Origin of the sequence: Bacillus cereus group sp. RP37 (assembly GCF_040459695.1) — a bacterium.
GTDB lineage: Bacteria > Bacillota > Bacilli > Bacillales > Bacillaceae_G > Bacillus_A.
Genome location: NZ_JARVHP010000001.1, coordinates 4,948,180 through 4,968,698 on the forward strand (window position 1 = coordinate 4,948,180; position 20,519 = coordinate 4,968,698).

Below are 20,519 nucleotides of genomic sequence, written 5' to 3' on the forward strand. Positions count from 1 at the left end.
TAAAAAGGATAAATTCTCAGTTATATGAAAACATTCATATAATTTACTTATGATGATGTAAGAAGTGGTAAATAGCACCAATCATTCCTGCACAATTTCCGTTTTGTGCAAGTTCAATCTCACAATCACTGTAAATCTCTTTATTCAAATATTTATCAATCCCTTCTTTTACTTCTTTTAAGAACTTATTTCCTCTATCAGTAATTCCTCCACCTATAACAATCATTTCTGGATTAAAAATATAAGCAAGATTACTAATTCCAATCGCTAAATGTTTAAAGAAAACCTCAACTATTTGCGTAACTTCCTTATCTCCTTTATCATACAATTCGAAAATTGTTTTTCCATTCCAATCACTTTCACCTTTATATTTTCGTACAAGACGAATTAACCCTGAAATCGAAGCGACCTCTTCAAACTGCTTTCCTTCTATTAACATATTTCCCCATTCACCAGCACTAAAAGAATGTCCCCTGTATAACTCTCCATCTATAAAAATCGCTCCCCCAATACCAGTTCCAAGAGTAAGCATAATAAAATTTCTTTTTCCGTTTCCAATACCTTTCCACCTCTCACCCAAAGCTGCACAATTCACATCATTTTCAACGGACACAGGAACTTGTAATACCTCTTGCAATCTATCAACAATAGGAATAGTCGAGTAGTTCGGAATATGCTCCGCCCCTCCCGTTACAACTCCTTTATGAATATTAACAATTCCCGCAGTACTAATGCCAATTCCCGAAATCGTATGTTCATTCATTAATTTTCGGGATAGAAGAATAAGCTTTTGAATGATTTGTTCCCCACCCAAATGAATTTCTGTTGGAACTGTTTTATGCTTTAGTACTGTTCCTGTTTCTGAAACAATTCCATATTTAATTTGTGTACCACCAATATCAAATGCAATATATTCTTTCATCTGCTGTCACTTCCTCTACTGTAATGAGTGTAAAATTCCCACCACTCTACTATTATAAAGAATTTACACTAACTCTTTTCTCTCTTCAGAAATACACCACCTTTTTCTATATATAGTTTTTTTTGCATAAAACTCTTTTTCCTAAGAAATATTACAAAGGGATGTATTTTAGATGGAATATTAATTTCTTAGGAGGAAAACAATGACGAAAATCTTCATTTTAGCATCAACACTCTCTTTATCTTTTTTTAGTGGTTTAAATATCGGTAGTGCAGCAACTGAAAACTTCTCTCCAGCAACAAACGCAATTGTACAAAATAACGATCATTTAGCAGAAGGCAACTCAAAAGATAATAATAAACCACCAGGAAACAGTGGTTCTCAGGACGATAGTGGTTCTGGTGGTAACGGTTCTGGTGGTAACGGTTCTGGCGGCAGTGGTTCCGGTGGTAGCGGTTCTGATGGCAGTGGTTCTGGTGGCAACGGTTCTGGCGGCAATGGTTCTGGCGGTAGCGGTTCTGATGGCAATGGTTCTGGCGGCAGCGGTTCTGGCGGCAGTGGTTCTGGCGGCAACGGTTCTGGCGGCAATGGTTCTGGCGGCAGCGGTTCTGGCGGCAGTGGTTCTGGCGGCAATGGCTCTGGCGGCAATGGCTCTGGTGACAACGGTTCTGGTGGCAATGGTTCTTCTGGTGGCAATGGTTCTTCTGGTGGCAGTGGTTCTGGCGGCAGTGGCTCTGGTGACAACGGTTCTGGTGGCAATGGCTCTGGTGGCAGTGGCTCTGGTGGCAACGGTTCTGGTGGCAATGGCTCTGGCGGCAGTGGCTCTGGTGGCAACGGTTCTGGTGGCAATGGCTCTGGTGACAACGGTTCTGGCGGCAGTGGCTCTGGTGGCAACGGTTCTGGCGGCAGTGGTTCTGGTGGCAGCGGCTCTGGTGGCAACGGTTCTGGTGGCAACGGTTCTGGTGGCAGTGGCTCTAGTGGCAACGGTTCTGGCGGCAGTGGCTCTCAAGGTGGCAACCGTGTTAAAGGCGATAGCAGTTCTCAAGGTGGTAATGGCTCTCAGGGCGGCAACCGTGTTAAAGGTGATAACAGTTCTCAAGGTGGCAACCGCGTTAAAGGCGATGGCAGTTCTCAGGGGGGCAATGTAAAAGATAATGCGAAAGAACAAGGCGATAAGTTACCTAATACGGCAACACATTATCCTGCATCTATTTTAATGGGACTTTCAACATTCCTAATCGGTATGTTACTATTTATTCGCCGTAAAAATGCAAAATAAAACCACATCCTTCCATCTAAAACATACATGAAACAAATTGCAGAACTAAAAAGGACTTTGGATTGCAGTTTATTATGCAGCCCAAAGTCCTTTTCATTCTCTATCAAAAAGAGCATTAATACGCTTTTCCCCAATACACCATTTGCTGAGCTTCTTTACCACAACAAATGCATTCATTAGCTACATGCTCTTGCTCAAAAGGCATACAGCGTGAAGATACTCCAACTTCTTCTTTTAGTCTCTCTTCACAAGCTAATTCCCCGCACCACATTGCCTTAATAAACCCTTGCTTTTCATCAGCTACTTTTTTCAGCTCTTCGAAATTCGTCACACTATACGTATGCTCATCGCGGAATACTTTTGCCTTATTAAATAAAGAACTATGAATTTCCTCAAGTAGTGCTGGAATGCGTTTTTCTAATTGATCCATTGAGATAAATTCTTTTTCTTTCGTATCTCTTCTTACAAGTACGACTTGATTCTTTTCAATATCTTTAGGACCAACTTCTAATCGAATTGGAATGCCCTTCATTTCATACTCATTAAATTTCCAGCCTGGAGTTTTATTACTAGCATCTATTTTCACTCGTGCAACCTTTTGAATATATCCTTGTAACTCTGTTGCTTTCGCTAAAACACCTTCTTTATGCTGAGCAATCGGCACAATAACAACTTGCACTGGTGCGACTTTAGGAGGCATTACAAGCCCATTATTATCACTATGAACCATAATAAGTCCACCTATCATTCTTGTTGATACACCCCAAGATGTTTGGTGTACATATTGCCACTTACCGTTACGATCTAAAAATTTAATATCAAATGCTTCAGAGAAATTCGTTCCAAAGTTATGGGATGTTCCTGTTTGAAGTGCTTTCCCATCATGCATTAAGCTTTCAATCGTATAAGTTGCCTTTGCGCCCGCAAATTTTTCTTTTTCTGTTTTTTGTCCTTTAATTACTGGTATCGCTAAGTAGTCTTCACAGAAAGAAGCATATAGATTTAAAATATTTAACGTTTCAGCTTGAGATTCTTCTGCTGTTTCATGAATTGTATGACCCTCTTGCCATAAGAATTCCGTTGTACGAAGGAATGGTCGCGTCGTTTTCTCCCAACGAACTACTGAACACCACTGATTATACAGCTTTGGCAAATCATTATAGGATTGCACAATTTTTGAAAAATGCTCACAGAATAAAGTTTCAGATGTAGGGCGTATACAAAGTCTCTCCGCTAACTTTTCATCCCCGCCATGTGTCACCCATGCTACTTCAGGAGCAAATCCTTCTACATGATCCTTCTCTTTTTGTAATAAACTCTCTGGGATAAACATTGGCATATACACGTTTTCATGACCAGTTGCTTTTAACTTTTCATCCATAACCTTCTGCATATTTTCCCATAAGGCATAACCGTACGGACGTAGAATCATACATCCTTTTACACTCGAATAATCAACAAGTTCTGCTTTTTTCACAATATCTGTGTACCACTGTGCAAAGTCCTCTTCCATCTTCGTAATCGCTTGTACTTGTTCTTTTGCCATAGTCAGTCTTCCTCCTTTTAGAAAATACAAAAAAGCCCGCGTCCCTAAATAGGGACCGAGCTTTGCCGGCGTTACCACCCTGATTCATGCACAAAAATTGTGCATGCTCTCTTTTTGATAACGGGAAATTCCCGCTGCATATGCAGAACTCGAAGGTAGGTTCCATATCGCCTTTTTAAGAATCTTTCAGCCTAGCGGATTCTCTCTCTGCTAAAAAGGGTAAACATGTACTAGTCCTTTTTCATCGTTATAACGAAATAAATTTGTTGATTATCATAATACAAATTCTTTTTTAAAACAATAGCTAATTTTCTTACTTTTATATATTCTTTTCATTTTTTGCAGTTTTATACGTAGCTTTTTCGCGAGATTTTTACAAGTTGATGTGCAATCATACCGATAAGTGTACCCAGTAGAACGAAGAAACCAATAAATCCATATCCCATTCCTTCCCATCCACCAATAACCATCATTGTAACGGGAAAGGATACTAAACAAAGAAGTATTAAACTAAGTGCAAATATAATATCAAACTGTTTATCTGGAAACCGTTTCTTTAGTAAATACGAAATAGCAAATACAAGGATAATCGTGATTACGCCAATGATGTAAAAGATACCGAACCCATCTAGCCAGTCCATACTATTCCCTCCTTCCCTAGATTCCCTTATACTTATTATATATTTGATTTTTCTGAAAATAAATAATAAATTTTCACCTAAAAATATATTTTTATTACTAGGTATTAATAGTAATATATAATAATAGGTTTTATATAATTAGGAGGATTACTCTATGGGTACAGCATTAACGAATCGTGTCATTATTTTATCATTCGACTGTTTATCAGCTTTAGATTTTCCTATACTACAAAAATTACCTCATTTCCAATCTCTAATAAAAAAGGGCACGGTTGTCGAAAAAGTAGAACCAATTTATCCTTCTGTAACATATCCAAGCCACTCAACAATCGTAACCGGTAATTACCCTAACAAGCACGGTGTTGTTAGCAATACATTACTTCAACCTGGATGCGAGTCACCAGATTGGCATTGGTACCGAAAATCCATTAAAGGAACAACTTTATACGATGAAGCACGTAAAGCAAATTTAACGACAGCTGCCCTTCTTTGGCCTGTGACTGGCAGAGCAAATATTGATTACAATTTACCAGAAATCTTTCCAAATAGACCGTGGCAAAATCAAGTTTTAGTTTCATTATTTAGCGGTAGCCCGCTATACCAATTAGATTTGAATCGGCGCTTCGGCCATATACGAAATGGACTGTCACAACCTGAACTCGATGATTTCGTACTTGCTTCTACCGTGCATACAATCCAGACAAAAAAGCCTAATGTCATGTTTGTACATTTCACCGATTTAGATACCCAACGACACTATCACGGCTTTGAATCCAAAGAAACAATAGCTGCAATTCATAGACATGATGAAAGGCTAGGTAAAATTATTCAAGCTTTAAAAGACAGTAATCTATATGAAGAGAGTACAATTATCGCTCTTGGTGACCATAGCGCTTTAAGTGAAAACAAAGCCATTCAATTAAATGTACTATTTCATCAAAAAGGGCTTATATCTCTAAATACAAAAGGAAAATTAGTAGACTGGAAGGTCTATTGTCAAAGTTGCGACGGCTCTGCCTATGTATATGTGAAAGACAAAAACGATACGGATACAATTCGGGAAGTACAACTACTCCTTGAAGACCTGCTTCAAAATAAACAAAATGGAATTGAATTTATGCTTCATGATGAAGCTGCAAAAGACTGCGGTGCAGATGGTAATTGTTTATTTATGTTAGAAGCGCGAGAAGGGTATTATTTCACTGAAAACTATACAGGAGATTTTATAAAGGAAATTACCGAAAAAGATGTTACGCCTAGTAAAAAATATACATTTGGTACACATGGATACTCTCCAACAAAACCTAACTATGAAACAATTTTTATCGCTGCTGGGAAAGGTATCGAAGAAGGCGTTACCATTCCGTATATGAGACTTATTGATGAAGGTCCAACTATCGCTAGACTACTCGGTTTACACTTAGGTGAAACAGACGGGTCAATTGTAGAGGATTTACTTCAATTGTAAAGAACTGTGTATATATGTAAAAGTTATGTAAAAATCATCACTGTTTCTCTTTTTACAATTTTTATTTTTGTACACTGTTAGTAGAACAAATTTAAGGGGGAACACTATATGAAAAAAATGTCCAGACAAGAAAAAAGCTGGATATTATACGATTGGGCGAACTCGGTATATTCGCTCGTCATTACAACTGCATTATTCCCAATTTACTTTAAAACAGCTGCAAAAGAAGCTGGACTATCTGGTGCAACTTCAACAGCATATTGGGGATATACAAACTCGTTCGCTACACTTTTAATTTCTATACTTGCCCCTATTCTCGGCACAGTCGCTGATTATAAAGGATTTAAAAAACGATTTTTCACATTCTTCTTTGGACTCGGTATCGTATTTACAAGTATGCTAGCAGTCGTCCCAACATCTCAGTGGTACTTATTACTAGGCTGCTATATGCTCGCATTAGTCGGTTTTGCGGGAGCAAACATTTTTTATGATGCATTTTTAGTAGATGTCACTTCTGAAGATAGAATGGATCGAATTTCTACGAGAGGTTTCGCTTTAGGCTATATTGGGAGTACTATTCCTTTTATTGGTTGTATCGCTCTTATTATTCTTGCTCAAAAAGGAACTATTCCTTTATCCGTTGGTATTGCTAGTCAAATTTCATTCGCGATAACAGCTCTTTGGTGGGGGTTATTTACAATTCCAATGCTAAAAAATGTAGAGCAAACACATTATATTGAACGTCACCCAAGACCAATTACAATGAGCTTCAAACGCCTTGCTAGTACTTTTAAAAACATTAAAGAATATAAAACTGTATTTATGTTCCTAATTGCTTACTTTTTCTACATTGACGGGGTCGATACCATTATTACTATGTCTACCGCTTACGGAACAGATCTCGGTATTAGTGCAACGAACCTATTAATCATCTTATTTGTAACACAAATTGTAGCTTGTCCATTCGCTTTATTATACGGAAAGTTATCAGAAACATTTACAGGTAAAAAGATGCTATATGTCGGTATTATTATTTATATCATTATCTGCACATATGCTTATTTCTTAAAAACGACACTTGATTTCTGGATTTTAGCAATGTTAGTTGCCACTTCTCAAGGTGGTATTCAAGCACTTAGTCGTTCCTATTTTGCAAAACTAGTACCAAAAGAATCTGCTAATGAATTCTTCGGATTTTATAATATATTTGGTAAGTTCGCAGCAATTATGGGTCCAGTATTAGTCGGTGTTACAACGCAATTAACTGGAAAAACAAACGCTGGTGTCCTTAGTATTATTGTCCTGTTTATTATTGGTGGATTTTTACTAACTAGAGTTCCCGAAAATGATACATCCGTTACACCACCTAGTCCAAAAACGAAAACGCTATAAGAAAAATATCCTCTTCACATGAGAAGGGGATATTTTTTATTTTTAACGGTGCGCCTTACAATGAGAGACTCTACTGCTTGTACAAAAATAATTTATCAACAGTTGTTCCTAATACTTCCGCTAAACGAAAGGCTAACGCTAAGCTTGGATCATATTTATTATTCTCAATTGCATTTATCGTCTGTCTAGAAACCTTGCATTTATCAGCTAATGCGCCTTGTGAAATATTATTTTCAGTGCGTAATTCATAGATTTGATTTTTCACACCATTGCTCCTAACCTGTAAAATCGTTTTTACAACATCAGTATATAATTGGCTCATATAGTTGTCAAAAGTTCCTCAAAGAAAAAGGGAGCAATTTTGCTCCCTTACAATAGTTATTTCGAAGCTAATGAATTTGTTAGTTCCTCTTTATTAACGACATCTTCTTTCTTTATTTGCATGCGTAGAACTGGCCCTATCCCTAATAAAATAAGTGCCATTGCTATACAAAACACAGTAACTAGTGAGGTCATCTCCTTTAATCCTCCAGCTAGTGAAGTTCCAATTAGCATAGCGCCCATAAACAGTGGTAAAATTGTTCCATTTACTCTTCCAACCATATTTTCCGGTACAAGTTGAATCATAAGCGTACCGACAACGATATTAACACAAGCTAAACAAATACCTGTTCCAAACCTCATGAAACTAGTAATCCAAAATGATGTAGATAGCCCTTCTACTAAAAATGATATTGCTAATATGCTCATACCGAATACAAACATCTTTTTCGGATTCACTTTTGAAGCGAAAACTGCAGCAACAATACCACCAATTAACATACCTATTCCATCAGCTGCGGCTAAATATTGAACTGCTTCTTTTTCCATTCCAAGCCGTTCTATTACAAGAAATACTTCTAATGGATTCGATAGTCCAACAGCTAAGCCAATAATGGTGAAAGTGATTGTAATCATACGTAAATTTTTCGTATGAAGAACGTATTTCCACCCCTCTTTTATATCATTTTTTAATGAATCTCTCGCCACTTGCTCTTGTTCAACCCATTTTGGTAAAAATGAAAGAGCGATAGCAGATAACAAAAATAAAATGATTAAGCTATATAGTGACGTAAATAAGCCAAGTTGTGTATACACAAGCGAGCCTACCACTGGTCCAAAAATCATAAATAATGACTGTAATGTTTGGTTAAATGCAATTGCATTTGCCACCTGTTCTTCCTTTACATAGCGCTTAAATATACGCGAAGATGATGGTTGAGAAAACTGACCTACAATCGCAGAAATGAGTGTTGCAAAAAATATAGCCTGCCAATAATCCAGCTTTAACAACAAGACAATTCCGATAATAGACAGTACACTTAACACATCCCCAGCAACCATTGTTCTTTTCGGATTCCAGCGATCAGCTAGCGCACCACCGATAAACGAGAAAATAAAAATAGGTGCATATTCCATAACCGATAACAACGAAACTGAAACCGGATCATTATTCGTTCGCTCCATTATGAAATACAAAAGAGCCATATTTCTAATCCAAATTGCAAATTGTTGTAAAATATCAGATGTCATAACGAGCATAAATGCTCGGTTTTTAAATAAAGCGTTCATTTTCATTCCTCTTTCATAAACCGACCGTTCGGTCTAATTTGTTTTGTAAGAAAAGCAACTGACTTATTATTCAGCTGCCATCCCTTTTAACAATACATCTATTGCCTTTTTATAAATACGTTTCAGCTCTTTATGATCTAATTCGTAGTAAAGTACTCCAAGCCCTGATAATAATCCATTCACAATATACATAAGATCTCGCGTATTCTCTCCACGAAACTCTCCAGACTGTATACCCGCTTCAATTAATTGCTCAAACATAACATATGATTCTCTAGTTAAAGCTAACAGTTCATCCAAAATCTCTTTACTTACAACTTGGCTCATAGAGAATTCCTCTATTGCATTTGAAATGGGTTGCTGTATGTCCTCTACATAGTATTCCGCGAGACCATATAGTTTTTCAGTACTGGTACTATACAATTTCTCTTTTTCATTCCATTTTTCAAGCCAATCATACGTATGCTGTTTTACTACAAATAAAAATAATTCTTCTTTACTTTTAAAGTGATAATAAATGCTCCCTTTACTTCGCTCTGTAATTTCACAAATCTCTTCCATAGATGTAGCTGCATAGCCCTTCTGTGAAAACAGACTTTCCGCTTTATATGCAATTTCTTTCTTTATCTCTTCTGCGCTTCTTCTCATATTCACACCTCTTTAAACCGACCGTTCAGTCTAATAATAACAAATAAAAAACCTCTATCGCAAGAGGCTATATTCCTTATTTAAGAAAACGTACTTTCAAACCACGTTCGAATCGTATGTATTATTCCAATTTTAAATCCTAATTTGACAAGAAATACGCCTCCCGCAGCTAATAAAAATAACACTACTTTCCCCTTATTTTTCACTTTTGGCTCCCTTTTCATTTCCATTCCCCTTAGTATGTTAAAAATATTTAATCAAACGTTTGTTTAATTGTTTTTATGCATAGGTAAGCCAACTAATCAAACGTTTGTTTAAAAAGAAATACGCCCCCTATAGGGCGCATTCTCATCAATCACCGCCACCTCCACCACCATCGCAGCTGCCTCCGCTATCTCCACCGAAAGATCCTCCACAATCATGTGAACCTCCATCGTGCGAGCTATCATTATCAGATCCAGCAAAGAAAAATAATGGTGATGAACTGTTAGATGAATTATGAATGTTATTTTGTTTCGTAAGATTTACCTTCTTTTTGTTTGATCGAACTGCTGTTACGATCGTTCCAACTACAACAAATAATAGTATGACAATAATAAATTCCATATAAAAGCCTCCCTTAATCTTCGAATAATTGAATCGTTCTCTCTAGATTTTCAAGTGAAATGAAGCGCGATTCACGAAGGATCTCTTTTCCATTATAAAATAATAAAACTGTTGGTCCTGTAAATACTGCATATCGCCCCGCAATCTCTTGCATGTCTTGTAGTAATATTTCTACTTTCTCTACGTAATCATAATTCTCTAATACGCAATTTACTTTTCTTAGCATAACATCACAAACACCACAATTTTCCGTTTTAATAAACAGAAGTACTAATTGTTGTTCTTCAATATATGTCGCTAATTCTTCTATCGTTTTAAATGTAGTCATCTTATCCCTCTTAGCGTAATTTACGAAATACCTTATCTTGATACATACGAAAAGCCGAATTCTCTTTAATCTTTCTCTTTTCCATTATCTGCTGAAAACGAAGCATTTTTGCTGTTAACTCTTCTTGTAATTTTTTTCTCTCTACTTCATCATAACAGCACGCAATTAAGTCTTCTATTTTTAATATATCTTTTTGTAGTTCCATTTCTGGTGGAATCATACCTGCATTTTTTAATATTTTATAACTCATTCTAAGTTCTGGAGGTACCATTGAAAGGTCTTCTAATTGTAGTGGTTTTCCTTTTCCCGGAATATGATCAAGGTCTCCATTCCGTATTGCTTGTCGAATTTTTTCTTCAGCAATGTTCAAAAACACATCCACACCATTCCCTCCTTTACATATTTTTACTATTATTTTACATGATATTTTCTCATCTTGCTATGCCATTACAAGTTGACCTCATACAATTTTTTCTCAAATTTAATTACAAAGAGCCTTTTCTTCCCTAATCAATATTTTATTTTCATATGTAGTCTATATTAGAGCCATTTAATATTGAGAAAATCTTTTTGAATCAAATAAAGCGTTTACACCAAATCTTACATTTGCTACGATTTAATCACCCCAGCTCCCTTGTATAGACTTCGTGATGTCTGATCATTTTTTTCTAGACGTTTCATACGTCTAGATTCATTTTGATTTATTGGCGCATGCCTTTAAATATATCTTTTACTTTGAAAGGAGAAATGACTATGAGATCAAAAAAATTCACACTGCTATTACTATCCCTACTACTCTTCTTGCCTCTTTTTCTCACAAACTTTATTACTCCAAATGTCGCATTAGCAGATTCACCGAAGCAAGGTCAAAAAATTGTTGGGTATTTTCCTTCATGGGGTATTTACGGACGTAATTATCAAGTTGCAGACCTTGATGCATCAAAGCTAACCCATTTAAACTATGCTTTCGCTGATATTTGCTGGAATGGAAAACATGGAAACCCTTCTACTCACCCCGATAATCCAAATAAACAAACGTGGAACTGTAAAGAATCTGGTGTACCACTGCAAAATAAAGAGGTCCCTAATGGCACTCTCGTACTCGGTGAACCATGGGCTGATGTCACAAAATCTTATCCTGGCTCAGGTACAACTTGGGAAGATTGTGATAAATACGCACGCTGCGGAAATTTCGGCGAACTGAAACGATTAAAAGCTAAGTATCCTCACCTAAAAACAATTATTTCCGTTGGTGGCTGGACTTGGTCTAACCGCTTTTCTGACATGGCCGCGGATGAAAAAACAAGAAAAGTATTCGCTGAATCTACAGTAGCTTTTCTTCGCGAATATGGATTTGACGGCGTTGATTTAGATTGGGAATATCCGGGCGTAGAAACGATTCCTGGTGGTAGTTATCGTCCTGAAGATAAGCAAAACTTCACCCTACTCCTTCAAGAAGTTCGAAATGCATTAACTAAAGCTGGTGCAGAAGATGGTAAACAATATTTACTAACAATCGCATCAGGTGCAAGCCAACGTTATGCTGATCATACAGAGTTAAAGAAAATCTCTCAAATACTGGATTGGATTAATATTATGACATATGATTTCCACGGTGGATGGGAAGCTACTTCTAACCATAATGCAGCTCTATACAAAGATCCAAGTGACCCAGCAGCGGATACGAAATTTTACGTAGATGGTGCGATAGACATTTATACAAATGAAGGTGTTCCAGCGGATAAACTCGTATTAGGTGTACCATTTTACGGACGCGGATGGAAAAGTTGTGGAAAAGAAAATAACGGACAATACCAACCTTGTAAACCAGGTAGTGATGGAAAGCTCGCTTCTAAAGGTACTTGGGATGATTATTCTACCGGTGATACAGGTGTGTATGATTATGGTGATTTAGCAGCTAATTATGTTAATAAAAATGGTTTTGTTCGCGGATGGAACGATGTAGCGAAAGTACCTTATTTATATAATGCGACTACAGGTACGTTTATTAGCTATGATGACAACGAATCTATGAAATATAAAACAGACTATATAAAGACAAAAGGTTTAAGTGGCGCAATGTTTTGGGAGCTTAGCGGGGATTGCCGTACAAGTCCAAAATATAGTTGTAGTGGGCCCAAATTACTTGATACGTTAGTAAAAGAATTACTAGGTGGACCTATTACTCAAAAAGATACTGAATCACCAACAAACGTAAAAAATATTGCTGTTACAAATAAAAATTCAAACTCAGTTCAATTAAACTGGACTGCATCTACTGATAACGTAGGAGTTACGGAATATGAAGTTACTGCTGGAGAAGAGAAATGGAGTACAACAACAAATAGCATTACAATTAAAAACTTAAAATCTAATACAGAATACACATTTTCAATAGTAGCAAAAGATGCTGCTGGGAATAAATCACAGCCTACTTCTATTATTGTAAAAACAGATGATACTAACACAACACCTCCTGGTGGAAATGGCAATGCTTCCTTTTCAATCACTTCAAATTGGGGAAGTGGTTACAACTTCTCAATTGTAATTAAAAATAGCGGAACGAACCCTATTAAAAACTGGAAATTAGAATTTGATTATAACGGCAATTTAACACAAGTTTGGGATTCTAAAATTAGTAGTAAAGTAAATAATCATTACGTAATTACGAATGCAGGATGGAATGGTGAAATTCCTCCTGGTGGATCTGTTATAATCGGAGGGGCAGGAACAGGCAATCCCGCCGAACTTGTAAATGCATCCATTAGCGAAAACTAAACGTAATCCCCATTAATTATTTCACTAAAGTTTGAATTTAGGTTTAAGTGCTCTGTCCTAAATTCAAACTTTTAACTTTTAAAAAATCATAAATCGATATTATAATAACCTATTATAATTATATTTAGTTTCTAATATGAAGTTCGTGTGAAGTTCATCTGAATTTTACATGAATTTCCTTTAACTTCTATTGTCTTCCCATACTAATCACATTATCCTTTACATATAGGAATTATTTTAATTCCACTTTAAACTATCTATATATATAAAGAAAGATAGTCGCCTATTAGGGAAAGGCATCTAGTATTATTATAAATATAAACATAACAAAAGAAAAAGCACGCTTATAAGCGCACCATAAGAGTGCTTCTTCATACAATTCTCATGTAAGAATTCTCGAAAATCATGTTAATCACAAAGAAAAGGCATTAGCTTTTATAAGCTAATGCCTTTTCTTTATTCATATTGTTCAACGTTCCAATCTTCTATATTCCATACTTTTGTTATCCATGCTTCATAGAAAGAAGGCTCATGTGAAACAAGTAAAACTGTTCCTTTATATTGTTGTAACGCTTCCTGCAAAGATTTCTTTGTTTCTATATCCAAATGATTAGTTGGTTCATCTAAAATTAAAACGTTACTTTTCGTTACGATAAGTTCACATAAACGTACTTTCGTTTGTTCTCCACCGCTTAATAAACGAATAGGTTTTAATACGTGTTCTTCTTTCAATCCACACTTTGCTAATGCTTGGCGTACTTCTTTCTTTGTCATATCTGGTCGTTCTGCCCAAACTTTCTCTAATGGTGTTGTTTCTGAAGCAAACTCTTCCTGTGCAAAATAAGCAGGATTTACTCGTTCTCCAACAGAAATTGAACCGCTTAACGGCTTTATTTGGCCTAATAACGTTTTTAATATTGTCGTTTTTCCAATACCATTATGGCCAACAATCGCTATCTTTTCTCCTTTTTTCACTTGTAAATTCAATTCTGGAAATAGCGAATCACTATAGCCTATTCTCAGTTTCTCAGCCTGTAATATACGACTCACTGGCTCCTCATAAACATTGAAATCAAAACGGGATCGAGGTACATGATTAACCTTTTCAACCCTTTGCATTTTCTCCAATACTTTCTCCCGACTTTTCGCCTGTTTCGCTTTTCGAATTTTATTTTTTTGAATAAATGTTTCTAACTGGGCAATTTCTTTTTGTTGTTTCGCATACGCAGATTGTAATTGTTTTCTTTGCAATTGATAACTTTGCAAAAAACGTTCATAATCGCCTACGTACCGCTTAACCTTCCGTTCTTCTAGATGATAAATAACATTCGTAATATTATTCAAAAATACTTCATCATGCGAAATGATAATGTAAGCTTTTTCATATAGTCTCAAATACGATTGCAACCATTCTATATGAGCTGTATCTAAATAGTTTGTTGGCTCATCTAACAATAAAACATCAGCTTTTTCTAAAAGGAGCTTCCCAAGTAATAACTTTGTTCGCTGTCCTCCACTTAACTTTGAAACATCCTTTTTCAACCCGATTTCAAATAACCCTAAACCGATTGCTACTTCTTCAATTTCTGTATGAATTTGATAGAAATTAGAGCTTTCCAATATAGTTTGTAATTCTCCATACCTTACTAACAGTTTTTCTATTTCTCCTGCTCCATTCATTTCTTCAGCAATTTTTAACATTTCGCATTCAATCGCATACAAATTAGAAAATGCACTTTGTAAATATCCTTCAATTGTTATCCCTTCTTGTAAATCCATATGCTGCTGTAAAAAACCTACCTTCACATGTGGAAACCATTCAATGTTCCCATCGTCATGTATAAGTTCTCCTGTTAAAATCCTTAACAATGTTGATTTCCCAATTCCATTTTTACCTACTAACCCAACATGCTCGCCCTTTAATAGCTGAAAACACGCATTATATAAAATAGTTTTCTCACCATACGAATGACTTACATTTTCTACTGTTAATATACTCATTTTTTCTCTCCTCTACTTATACTTCTTCATAAGCTAAATAGAGAGAACAACAGTATAAAGCCTTATTTAATTGTATATATAAAAAATGGGTAAGGTGAATACACCTTACCCATTACATATTATCGTAAAAAAGGATTAAGGTTCTTTACCTGCTGTCTTCAATTTAGCTTAATTTTAAAAAATAGGCAGACTTCTCCCGTATCAAGCTAAAACCATTTGAAGAACAGTTGATAAAGTCATTTTATCCTTTCACTCCTTTAACATTTGTTATATTAAGAGTATAAACTACTCTGTTATATTCTATTCTCTATTTTTTCTTTTGTTCCTTCTTCAAGATTGTCCATCGTTAATGAATTCACTATTTTTTCTATAGATTTCATCTTTCTCCTCCTATATAAAAAAACCTCTCAACAGTAATTATACAAAAAACTGTTAAAAGGCTTTTTCTATTTTTTCATATAAGGAGCTAATACTCTCAGAATTTCTTCCTTATCCTTCTTTAACTCAAGTGATGTTAACATATCCATCGTTCTCGGTCTAGGTAATTTCACTTGTACCTCACCAACTATTGATGCTGGTCTTTGAGATAAAATAAATACGCGATCTGAAAGTAAAATCGCCTCATCTAGGTCGTGTGTAACCATAACGATTGTTTGCTTCTCTTGGTGCCAAGAGTTTAAAAGCCAGCTATGTACTTCCATTTTTGTAAAGGCATCTAATTTCCCAAAAGGCTCATCAAGTAGCATAATTGGCTTTTCACATAAATATGTGCGCAAAAAACTAATTCTTTGACGCATACCACCAGATAACTCATCTGGATAATGGTCTGCATATTCATCTAGTTCAAACTGCTTTAATGCTTCCATTCCCTCTGTCAGCCTTTGTTTTTTCGGTTTACCTTCGATTTCCAATGGAAGAACTATATTTTGCAAAGCTGATCGCCAAGGTAGTAATAAATCCTGCTGTGGCATATAACTTACAACATCTTGCTCTTGTACGTACTTATCCTTATACGTTACATTCCCACTTGTTGGATTTTCAACATTTGCAATCATATTTAATAATGTGCTTTTCCCACAACCACTTGGGCCTACAAAGGAAACGAATTCTCCCTCTCGTATAGAAGCACTAATATTTGCTAATACATTCTTTCCATCGAAAGATTTCACAATATCTTTTATTTGTAATCCACTCATTTTTCATTTGGAAGGAACTCATTTGTAAAGGCATCTTTTACATCAATTTTCTTCTTAATAACTTTGTTATCATATAAGAAATTCATGTAATTCGTCCAAACTTCTTCCTTCTGTACTCCCCATGCTTTTGCATCATCTTGATACTTCGTACTTAACCACTTTTGACTTTCTTGTACTAAGTCTTTATTCACATCTGGAACAGCTTTAATTAAAATATCAGCAGCTTCTTTCGGTTCTTTAATTGCAAAATTATAACCTTCCGTCGTTGCACTCATAAACTTTTTCACAAAGTCTTTATCTTGCTTCGTATGTTTTTCACTCGTAATAATAACAGGACTATAGAAATCAAGCGCTGGGTCTAAGTCTTTCACCATAATTGTATTTAACTCTTTTCCTTGACGCTTCGCTTCAATACCATCCCAGCCGTAATAAATCCATTCAAAATCAGCATCACGGCCAATTGATTTAAAGAAATCTGTTTGTCCTAAAATGATTTTTTCGACTTTATTAAAATCAGCTTGATGTTTCTCCATAATTGTCTTCAACGTCGCTTCTTCTGCTGGTCCTCCCCAGCCTCCGTAACGTTTGCCTTCAAAATTTTTCGGTGAAGTCATGTTATCTTTCTTAAGTGACGCAAAAGCTGAAGTGTTATGCTGAATAATCGCTCCTACAGATACAACAGGAATACCTTCCACCCGAGCCAACGTTACATTTTCTTGTGCGCTTATTGCGAAGTCAGCTTTTCCTGAAGCTATCATTTGCTCTGCTGTTACATTGTCACCAGGCTGAATAATTTCTACATCTAAGCCTTTCTTTTTATAATAATCTTTCGCTTGCGCTACATATAAACCAGTATGATTCGTATTCGGGAACCAATCTAATACTACTTTTACTTTTTGATCTTTACTTACACTTTCTTCTTTCTTCGCCGGATTACATCCAGCCACACCTACTGCTAATAAGGCAGCCAACATAACTTTTAAACCTTTTTTCATTTTCTGCCGTCCTTTCTATATATCCATGGTGCTGTTATTCTTGCCATAAACTCCACGATAAAATACAGACATAATGTCACCATGACGATAATTGCTGCAACACCAAATACCCGGGCAGTTAAAAAAGATTTTGTAGCCCTCGTAAGCATAACTCCTAACCCTTCGCTTGCACCGAGCCATTCTCCAATAATCGCTCCCATTACGCTATATGTAACTGCAATTTTTAAACCGGAGAAAAAGTATGGAAGCACTGCTGGAAACTTTACTTTCTGGTAAACTTGCCATTTCGTTGCCTTCATCGTTTGCAACAACTTCAACATATTTTTATCTACCGTTTGAAAACCTTCTAAAATGCTAAGCGCAATCGGAAAGAAACAAACGAGTATTACTACCATTACTTTCGGTAGCATTCCATATCCAAACCAAATAATAAATAACGGTGCAAGTACAACGATTGGAATCGTTTGCGAAATAACAAGCAACGGATTTATTAAAATACGAAATAAAGGGATAACGTCCATAATAATTGCAATACTTGTCCCAATTAAAATTGCAAAAAATAGTCCAATTATAACCTCTTGTAACGTTTGTATCGTATTCGGTAATAGTAAATCTTTCATTCCAATTAATTCTTGAACAATGGCAGAAGGCTTCGGTAAAATCCACGGTTCAATTTTAAATAATGAAACAGATCCTTCCCATATCGCAATGAGAAGGATAAGCCAAATTGTTGTAATTATTTTAGATTGCTTCTGGTTTTGCATATTCATCACGGTACTTCCAAACCTTTTCATCTATCGTTACACCAGTGCTTGGACGATAATGGATTTTAATAGAAGTAATCACTTCTTCTGCACCAGCATCCACACAAGCTTGTTGCGCACGTTTAATGACGTCAAGAAGTACATCTAATTCTCCTTCCAGTGTTGTTTCCATTGCCCCTACTTCATAACGAACTCCCGATTGTTGTACAACCTCAATTGCTTTATCAACAACAGAATACACATCTTTGTTCTTCGCTTGTGGTACTACTGAAAATGAAATTGTAACTTGTTGTGACATAGTAAAATCCCCCTTATAAAATGAAATATTAAAACAAGAAAAGGCTTTCCTACTGCGTAGGAAAGCCTTGTATGCAAGTTATTATAGAATAACATATGCTACATCACTTTAAGTAACTCCCTACGCTGGCATTATCCAGATCAGGTTGAGGGTCGATGTTTGTTTACATCCTCTCAGCCAATTGGCTCCCCGGTCCTTAATTCGTTTTCATTGTAGCATGATTTATTTTATTGAACAAACAAAAGCACATATAATCACTTCATTTAACTTTTGAATTCCCCAATTAACTCTTGTAACTCCTGTGAAAGCCAGCTTAAAGAACTGGCTAATTCAGCAATATCTTGTACAGACATTTCCTGTTCTTTCATACTTTCTTCAACATTACTACTACTATTCGCATACGTATTTGCGATAAGCGATAGTTCATTTACAACACGAACAATATTTTGGCTATTTTGCAATATATCACTTGAATTGCTAGAAACAACTCTAACTTGATTTGTAACAGATTGTGCTGATTTTGAAATTTCCCCAAAGAAAGCACCACTACTTTCAACAAGTTTCATTCCAGATTCTACTTCTTTTAAAGTATTTTGCATTGAAACAACAGCTTCTTCCGTTTCAACTTGTGTTTCCCCTATTAATTTCGCTATATCTTTTGCTGATACTTCCGTCTGCTCTGCTAATTTACGCACTTCATCTGCAACAACGACAAATCCATTTCCGGTTTCCTCAGCACGTGAAGCTTCAATAAAAGCATTTAAAGCTAGCGAATTGGTTTGATTTGAAATACCGGTAATTACTGTTACAATATCACTAATTTCTTTTGATCTTGTTTCCAAAGAATAAATAGTAGAAGATAAATCTTGTACTGCATTTTGTATTATGTTCATTTGATTAATCGTCTGTTCAATAACACCATTTCCTTTTACCGATTGATGCTCCATACCTTCAGACTCTTTCGCCATTTGTTTTGCAGCATTATTTATCTCTTCCATCTTATCTTCCATTTCATATACAATACCTAAATACTTTGGTCCTGAAGTTTCTTGTGACTGAGCGCCAGCTCTTAACTCAACCATAGAACTTACGATTCCTTGGACTGCCATGCTATTCTCTTTCGTACTCACTGACAATTCTTGTGAAGATGAGGAAACCTGTTCTGCTGTCTGCTTCACTTTATCTATAATTCCTTTAAACTTCTCGATGGTACTATTAAAATACGCATTAATAATACCTATATCATCTGGCCTTTCCTCTAATTTAATACTTAAATCACCTTCACCGACTTTGCGCAATCCTTCACGTAAATCTCGCAATGGAGCAAGTGCGTTACGTACAATTAAGAATTGAATAAAAGTTGCAATTAAAACAGAAATGCAAATAAACATTAAACCTTGTATAATGAACTTTTCCTTTGTACTAGGAACAATAGAGGCATCTACATCAGCTGCAACAAGTGCCACAATATTATCTTCTCCATCTTTAATTGGCTCTAATATCGTTACCCACGTTCCTAATGCGTCTTCATATACTTCTGTCATATTTGCTTTTTTCGTGCTCATTACTTTATCATATGCTTTCATCCAAAGATCTGGTTGTTTATAATATTCTCCCGGCCTTACTTCAACAACATTTGCTAACCCTGTAGACAAATCAACGATTAGTAATTCACCTTTTTCATTTTCTTTTGCTCCAACAATATAGGTTTGTCCAACACTATTCAACTCTTCCGTTGCTTCATCTAATTTCTCTGTTAACTTCTCTCTCTTTTCTCTTTGTGCCACTGGATCTTTTGTAACATCTCTCACTATTTCTTCGTCTAATTTATGTAATACCGTATCTCCTGTTTCAAAAGAATGCCTTTCAAATATAGACATCATGCTATTTTGAAACATGTTAAAACTTAACGCTCCCATAGTACCAACAAGCGTCAAAATAACTAACACAGTTAACAATACATTCTTTTGAAGAAATGATAGCTTGTGCCAATATTTTTTCATCAACATCACCTTTCTTAATTAACTTAATATAAAGGAAAACTAT

General features: G+C 35.8%; 20 protein-coding genes, 1 riboswitch and 1 other annotated feature. Of the genes, 4 read left to right on the forward strand and 16 right to left on the reverse strand.

Annotated elements, in window-relative coordinates; genetic code table 11:
* Positions 1-43: 43 nt before the first annotated feature.
* Positions 44-922, reverse strand: coding sequence for an ROK family protein (locus tag QCI44_RS26060; protein WP_016136999.1), 879 nt, complete (start codon positions 920-922; stop codon positions 44-46).
* Positions 923-1,124: 202 nt separating this feature from the next.
* On the opposite strand from QCI44_RS26060, the gene QCI44_RS26065 reads away from it, so the two are divergent.
* On the forward strand, positions 1,125-2,201 hold the full coding sequence (locus QCI44_RS26065; RefSeq protein ID WP_116329464.1) for an LPXTG cell wall anchor domain-containing protein: 1,077 nt from the start codon (positions 1,125-1,127) through the stop codon (positions 2,199-2,201).
* Positions 2,202-2,316: 115 nt separating this feature from the next.
* Here the strand turns inward: QCI44_RS26065 and proS are convergent, their stop codons facing one another.
* Positions 2,317-3,747: a proline--tRNA ligase gene (proS, locus tag QCI44_RS26070; RefSeq protein WP_016136996.1), complete on the reverse strand. Its 1,431-nt coding sequence runs from the start codon at positions 3,745-3,747 to the stop codon at positions 2,317-2,319.
* A gap of 47 nt (positions 3,748-3,794) precedes the next feature.
* Positions 3,795-4,001, reverse strand: a binding site (T-box leader).
* A 93-nt stretch (positions 4,002-4,094) separates the two neighbouring features.
* Positions 4,095-4,388: a YesK-like family protein gene (locus QCI44_RS26075; RefSeq protein WP_016089468.1), complete on the reverse strand. Its 294-nt coding sequence runs from the start codon at positions 4,386-4,388 to the stop codon at positions 4,095-4,097.
* A 154-nt stretch (positions 4,389-4,542) separates the two neighbouring features.
* Here QCI44_RS26075 and QCI44_RS26080 point away from each other — a divergent pair, with 154 nt between their 5' ends.
* Together QCI44_RS26080 and QCI44_RS26085 are read left to right on the forward strand one after the other, a co-directional pair.
* On the forward strand, positions 4,543-5,856 hold the full coding sequence (locus QCI44_RS26080) for an alkaline phosphatase family protein (RefSeq protein WP_353811499.1): 1,314 nt from the start codon (positions 4,543-4,545) through the stop codon (positions 5,854-5,856).
* Between the two features lie 108 nt (positions 5,857-5,964).
* A complete protein-coding gene (locus QCI44_RS26085; protein ID WP_016089470.1) occupies positions 5,965-7,248 on the forward strand; it encodes an MFS transporter in 1,284 nt (427 codons plus the stop codon).
* 70 nt (positions 7,249-7,318) lie between these two features.
* Here QCI44_RS26085 and QCI44_RS26090 read toward each other — a convergent pair whose 3' ends face one another.
* The 7 genes from QCI44_RS26090 to QCI44_RS26120 form a co-directional block, all read right to left on the reverse strand.
* The gene (locus tag QCI44_RS26090) at positions 7,319-7,570 is read right to left on the reverse strand and encodes a helix-turn-helix transcriptional regulator (RefSeq protein WP_002023181.1); all 252 of its coding nucleotides are present in this window, start codon (positions 7,568-7,570) and stop codon (positions 7,319-7,321) included.
* Positions 7,571-7,626: 56 nt separating this feature from the next.
* The gene (locus tag QCI44_RS26095) at positions 7,627-8,859 is read right to left on the reverse strand and encodes an MFS transporter (protein ID WP_016136995.1); all 1,233 of its coding nucleotides are present in this window, start codon (positions 8,857-8,859) and stop codon (positions 7,627-7,629) included.
* Positions 8,860-8,925: 66 nt separating this feature from the next.
* A complete protein-coding gene (locus QCI44_RS26100; protein WP_098986117.1) occupies positions 8,926-9,507 on the reverse strand; it encodes a TetR/AcrR family transcriptional regulator in 582 nt (193 codons plus the stop codon).
* 80 nt (positions 9,508-9,587) lie between these two features.
* Positions 9,588-9,731 carry a hypothetical protein gene (locus tag QCI44_RS26105; RefSeq protein ID WP_016089473.1) on the reverse strand — a complete coding sequence of 48 codons (144 nt, stop codon included), beginning with the start codon at positions 9,729-9,731 and terminating at the stop codon, positions 9,588-9,590.
* Positions 9,732-9,858: 127 nt separating this feature from the next.
* Positions 9,859-10,113 carry a hypothetical protein gene (locus QCI44_RS26110; RefSeq protein ID WP_016089474.1) on the reverse strand — a complete coding sequence of 85 codons (255 nt, stop codon included), beginning with the start codon at positions 10,111-10,113 and terminating at the stop codon, positions 9,859-9,861.
* A 13-nt stretch (positions 10,114-10,126) separates the two neighbouring features.
* A complete protein-coding gene (locus QCI44_RS26115; RefSeq protein ID WP_016089475.1) occupies positions 10,127-10,441 on the reverse strand; it encodes a thioredoxin family protein in 315 nt (104 codons plus the stop codon).
* A 10-nt stretch (positions 10,442-10,451) separates the two neighbouring features.
* Positions 10,452-10,823 (reverse strand): DnaJ family domain-containing protein, encoded by a 372-nt coding sequence (locus tag QCI44_RS26120; protein ID WP_016089476.1) that lies wholly within the window; start codon positions 10,821-10,823, stop codon positions 10,452-10,454.
* Positions 10,824-11,194: 371 nt separating this feature from the next.
* Here QCI44_RS26120 and QCI44_RS26125 point away from each other — a divergent pair, with 371 nt between their 5' ends.
* Positions 11,195-13,219, forward strand: coding sequence for a glycosyl hydrolase family 18 protein (locus QCI44_RS26125; protein WP_098986119.1), 2,025 nt, complete (start codon positions 11,195-11,197; stop codon positions 13,217-13,219).
* A gap of 456 nt (positions 13,220-13,675) precedes the next feature.
* Here QCI44_RS26125 and QCI44_RS26130 read toward each other — a convergent pair whose 3' ends face one another.
* The 6 genes from QCI44_RS26130 to QCI44_RS26155 all read right to left on the reverse strand — a co-directional run bounded on the left by QCI44_RS26130 (position 13,676) and on the right by QCI44_RS26155 (position 20,476).
* Positions 13,676-15,220, reverse strand: coding sequence for an ABC-F family ATP-binding cassette domain-containing protein (locus QCI44_RS26130; RefSeq protein WP_098986120.1), 1,545 nt, complete (start codon positions 15,218-15,220; stop codon positions 13,676-13,678).
* Positions 15,221-15,666: 446 nt separating this feature from the next.
* Entirely contained in the window at positions 15,667-16,416 is a 750-nt protein-coding gene (locus QCI44_RS26135) for an ABC transporter ATP-binding protein (protein ID WP_016089479.1), read from the reverse strand.
* The gene (locus QCI44_RS26140; protein ID WP_016089480.1) at positions 16,413-17,411 is read right to left on the reverse strand and encodes an ABC transporter substrate-binding protein; all 999 of its coding nucleotides are present in this window, start codon (positions 17,409-17,411) and stop codon (positions 16,413-16,415) included. Before QCI44_RS26140 ends, QCI44_RS26135 begins: the two co-directional genes overlap by 4 nt.
* The gene (locus tag QCI44_RS26145; protein ID WP_016089481.1) at positions 17,408-18,181 is read right to left on the reverse strand and encodes an ABC transporter permease; all 774 of its coding nucleotides are present in this window, start codon (positions 18,179-18,181) and stop codon (positions 17,408-17,410) included. Before QCI44_RS26145 ends, QCI44_RS26140 begins: the two co-directional genes overlap by 4 nt.
* Positions 18,153-18,473, reverse strand: coding sequence for an MTH1187 family thiamine-binding protein (locus QCI44_RS26150; RefSeq protein WP_000082898.1), 321 nt, complete (start codon positions 18,471-18,473; stop codon positions 18,153-18,155). The genes QCI44_RS26145 and QCI44_RS26150 overlap by 29 nt, the downstream gene beginning before the upstream one ends.
* Before the next feature lie 100 nt (positions 18,474-18,573).
* Positions 18,574-18,675: riboswitch (TPP riboswitch) on the reverse strand.
* Positions 18,676-18,736: 61 nt separating this feature from the next.
* Positions 18,737-20,476, reverse strand: coding sequence for a methyl-accepting chemotaxis protein (locus tag QCI44_RS26155; RefSeq protein ID WP_016089482.1), 1,740 nt, complete (start codon positions 20,474-20,476; stop codon positions 18,737-18,739).
* Between the last annotated feature and the right edge of the window lie 43 nt (positions 20,477-20,519).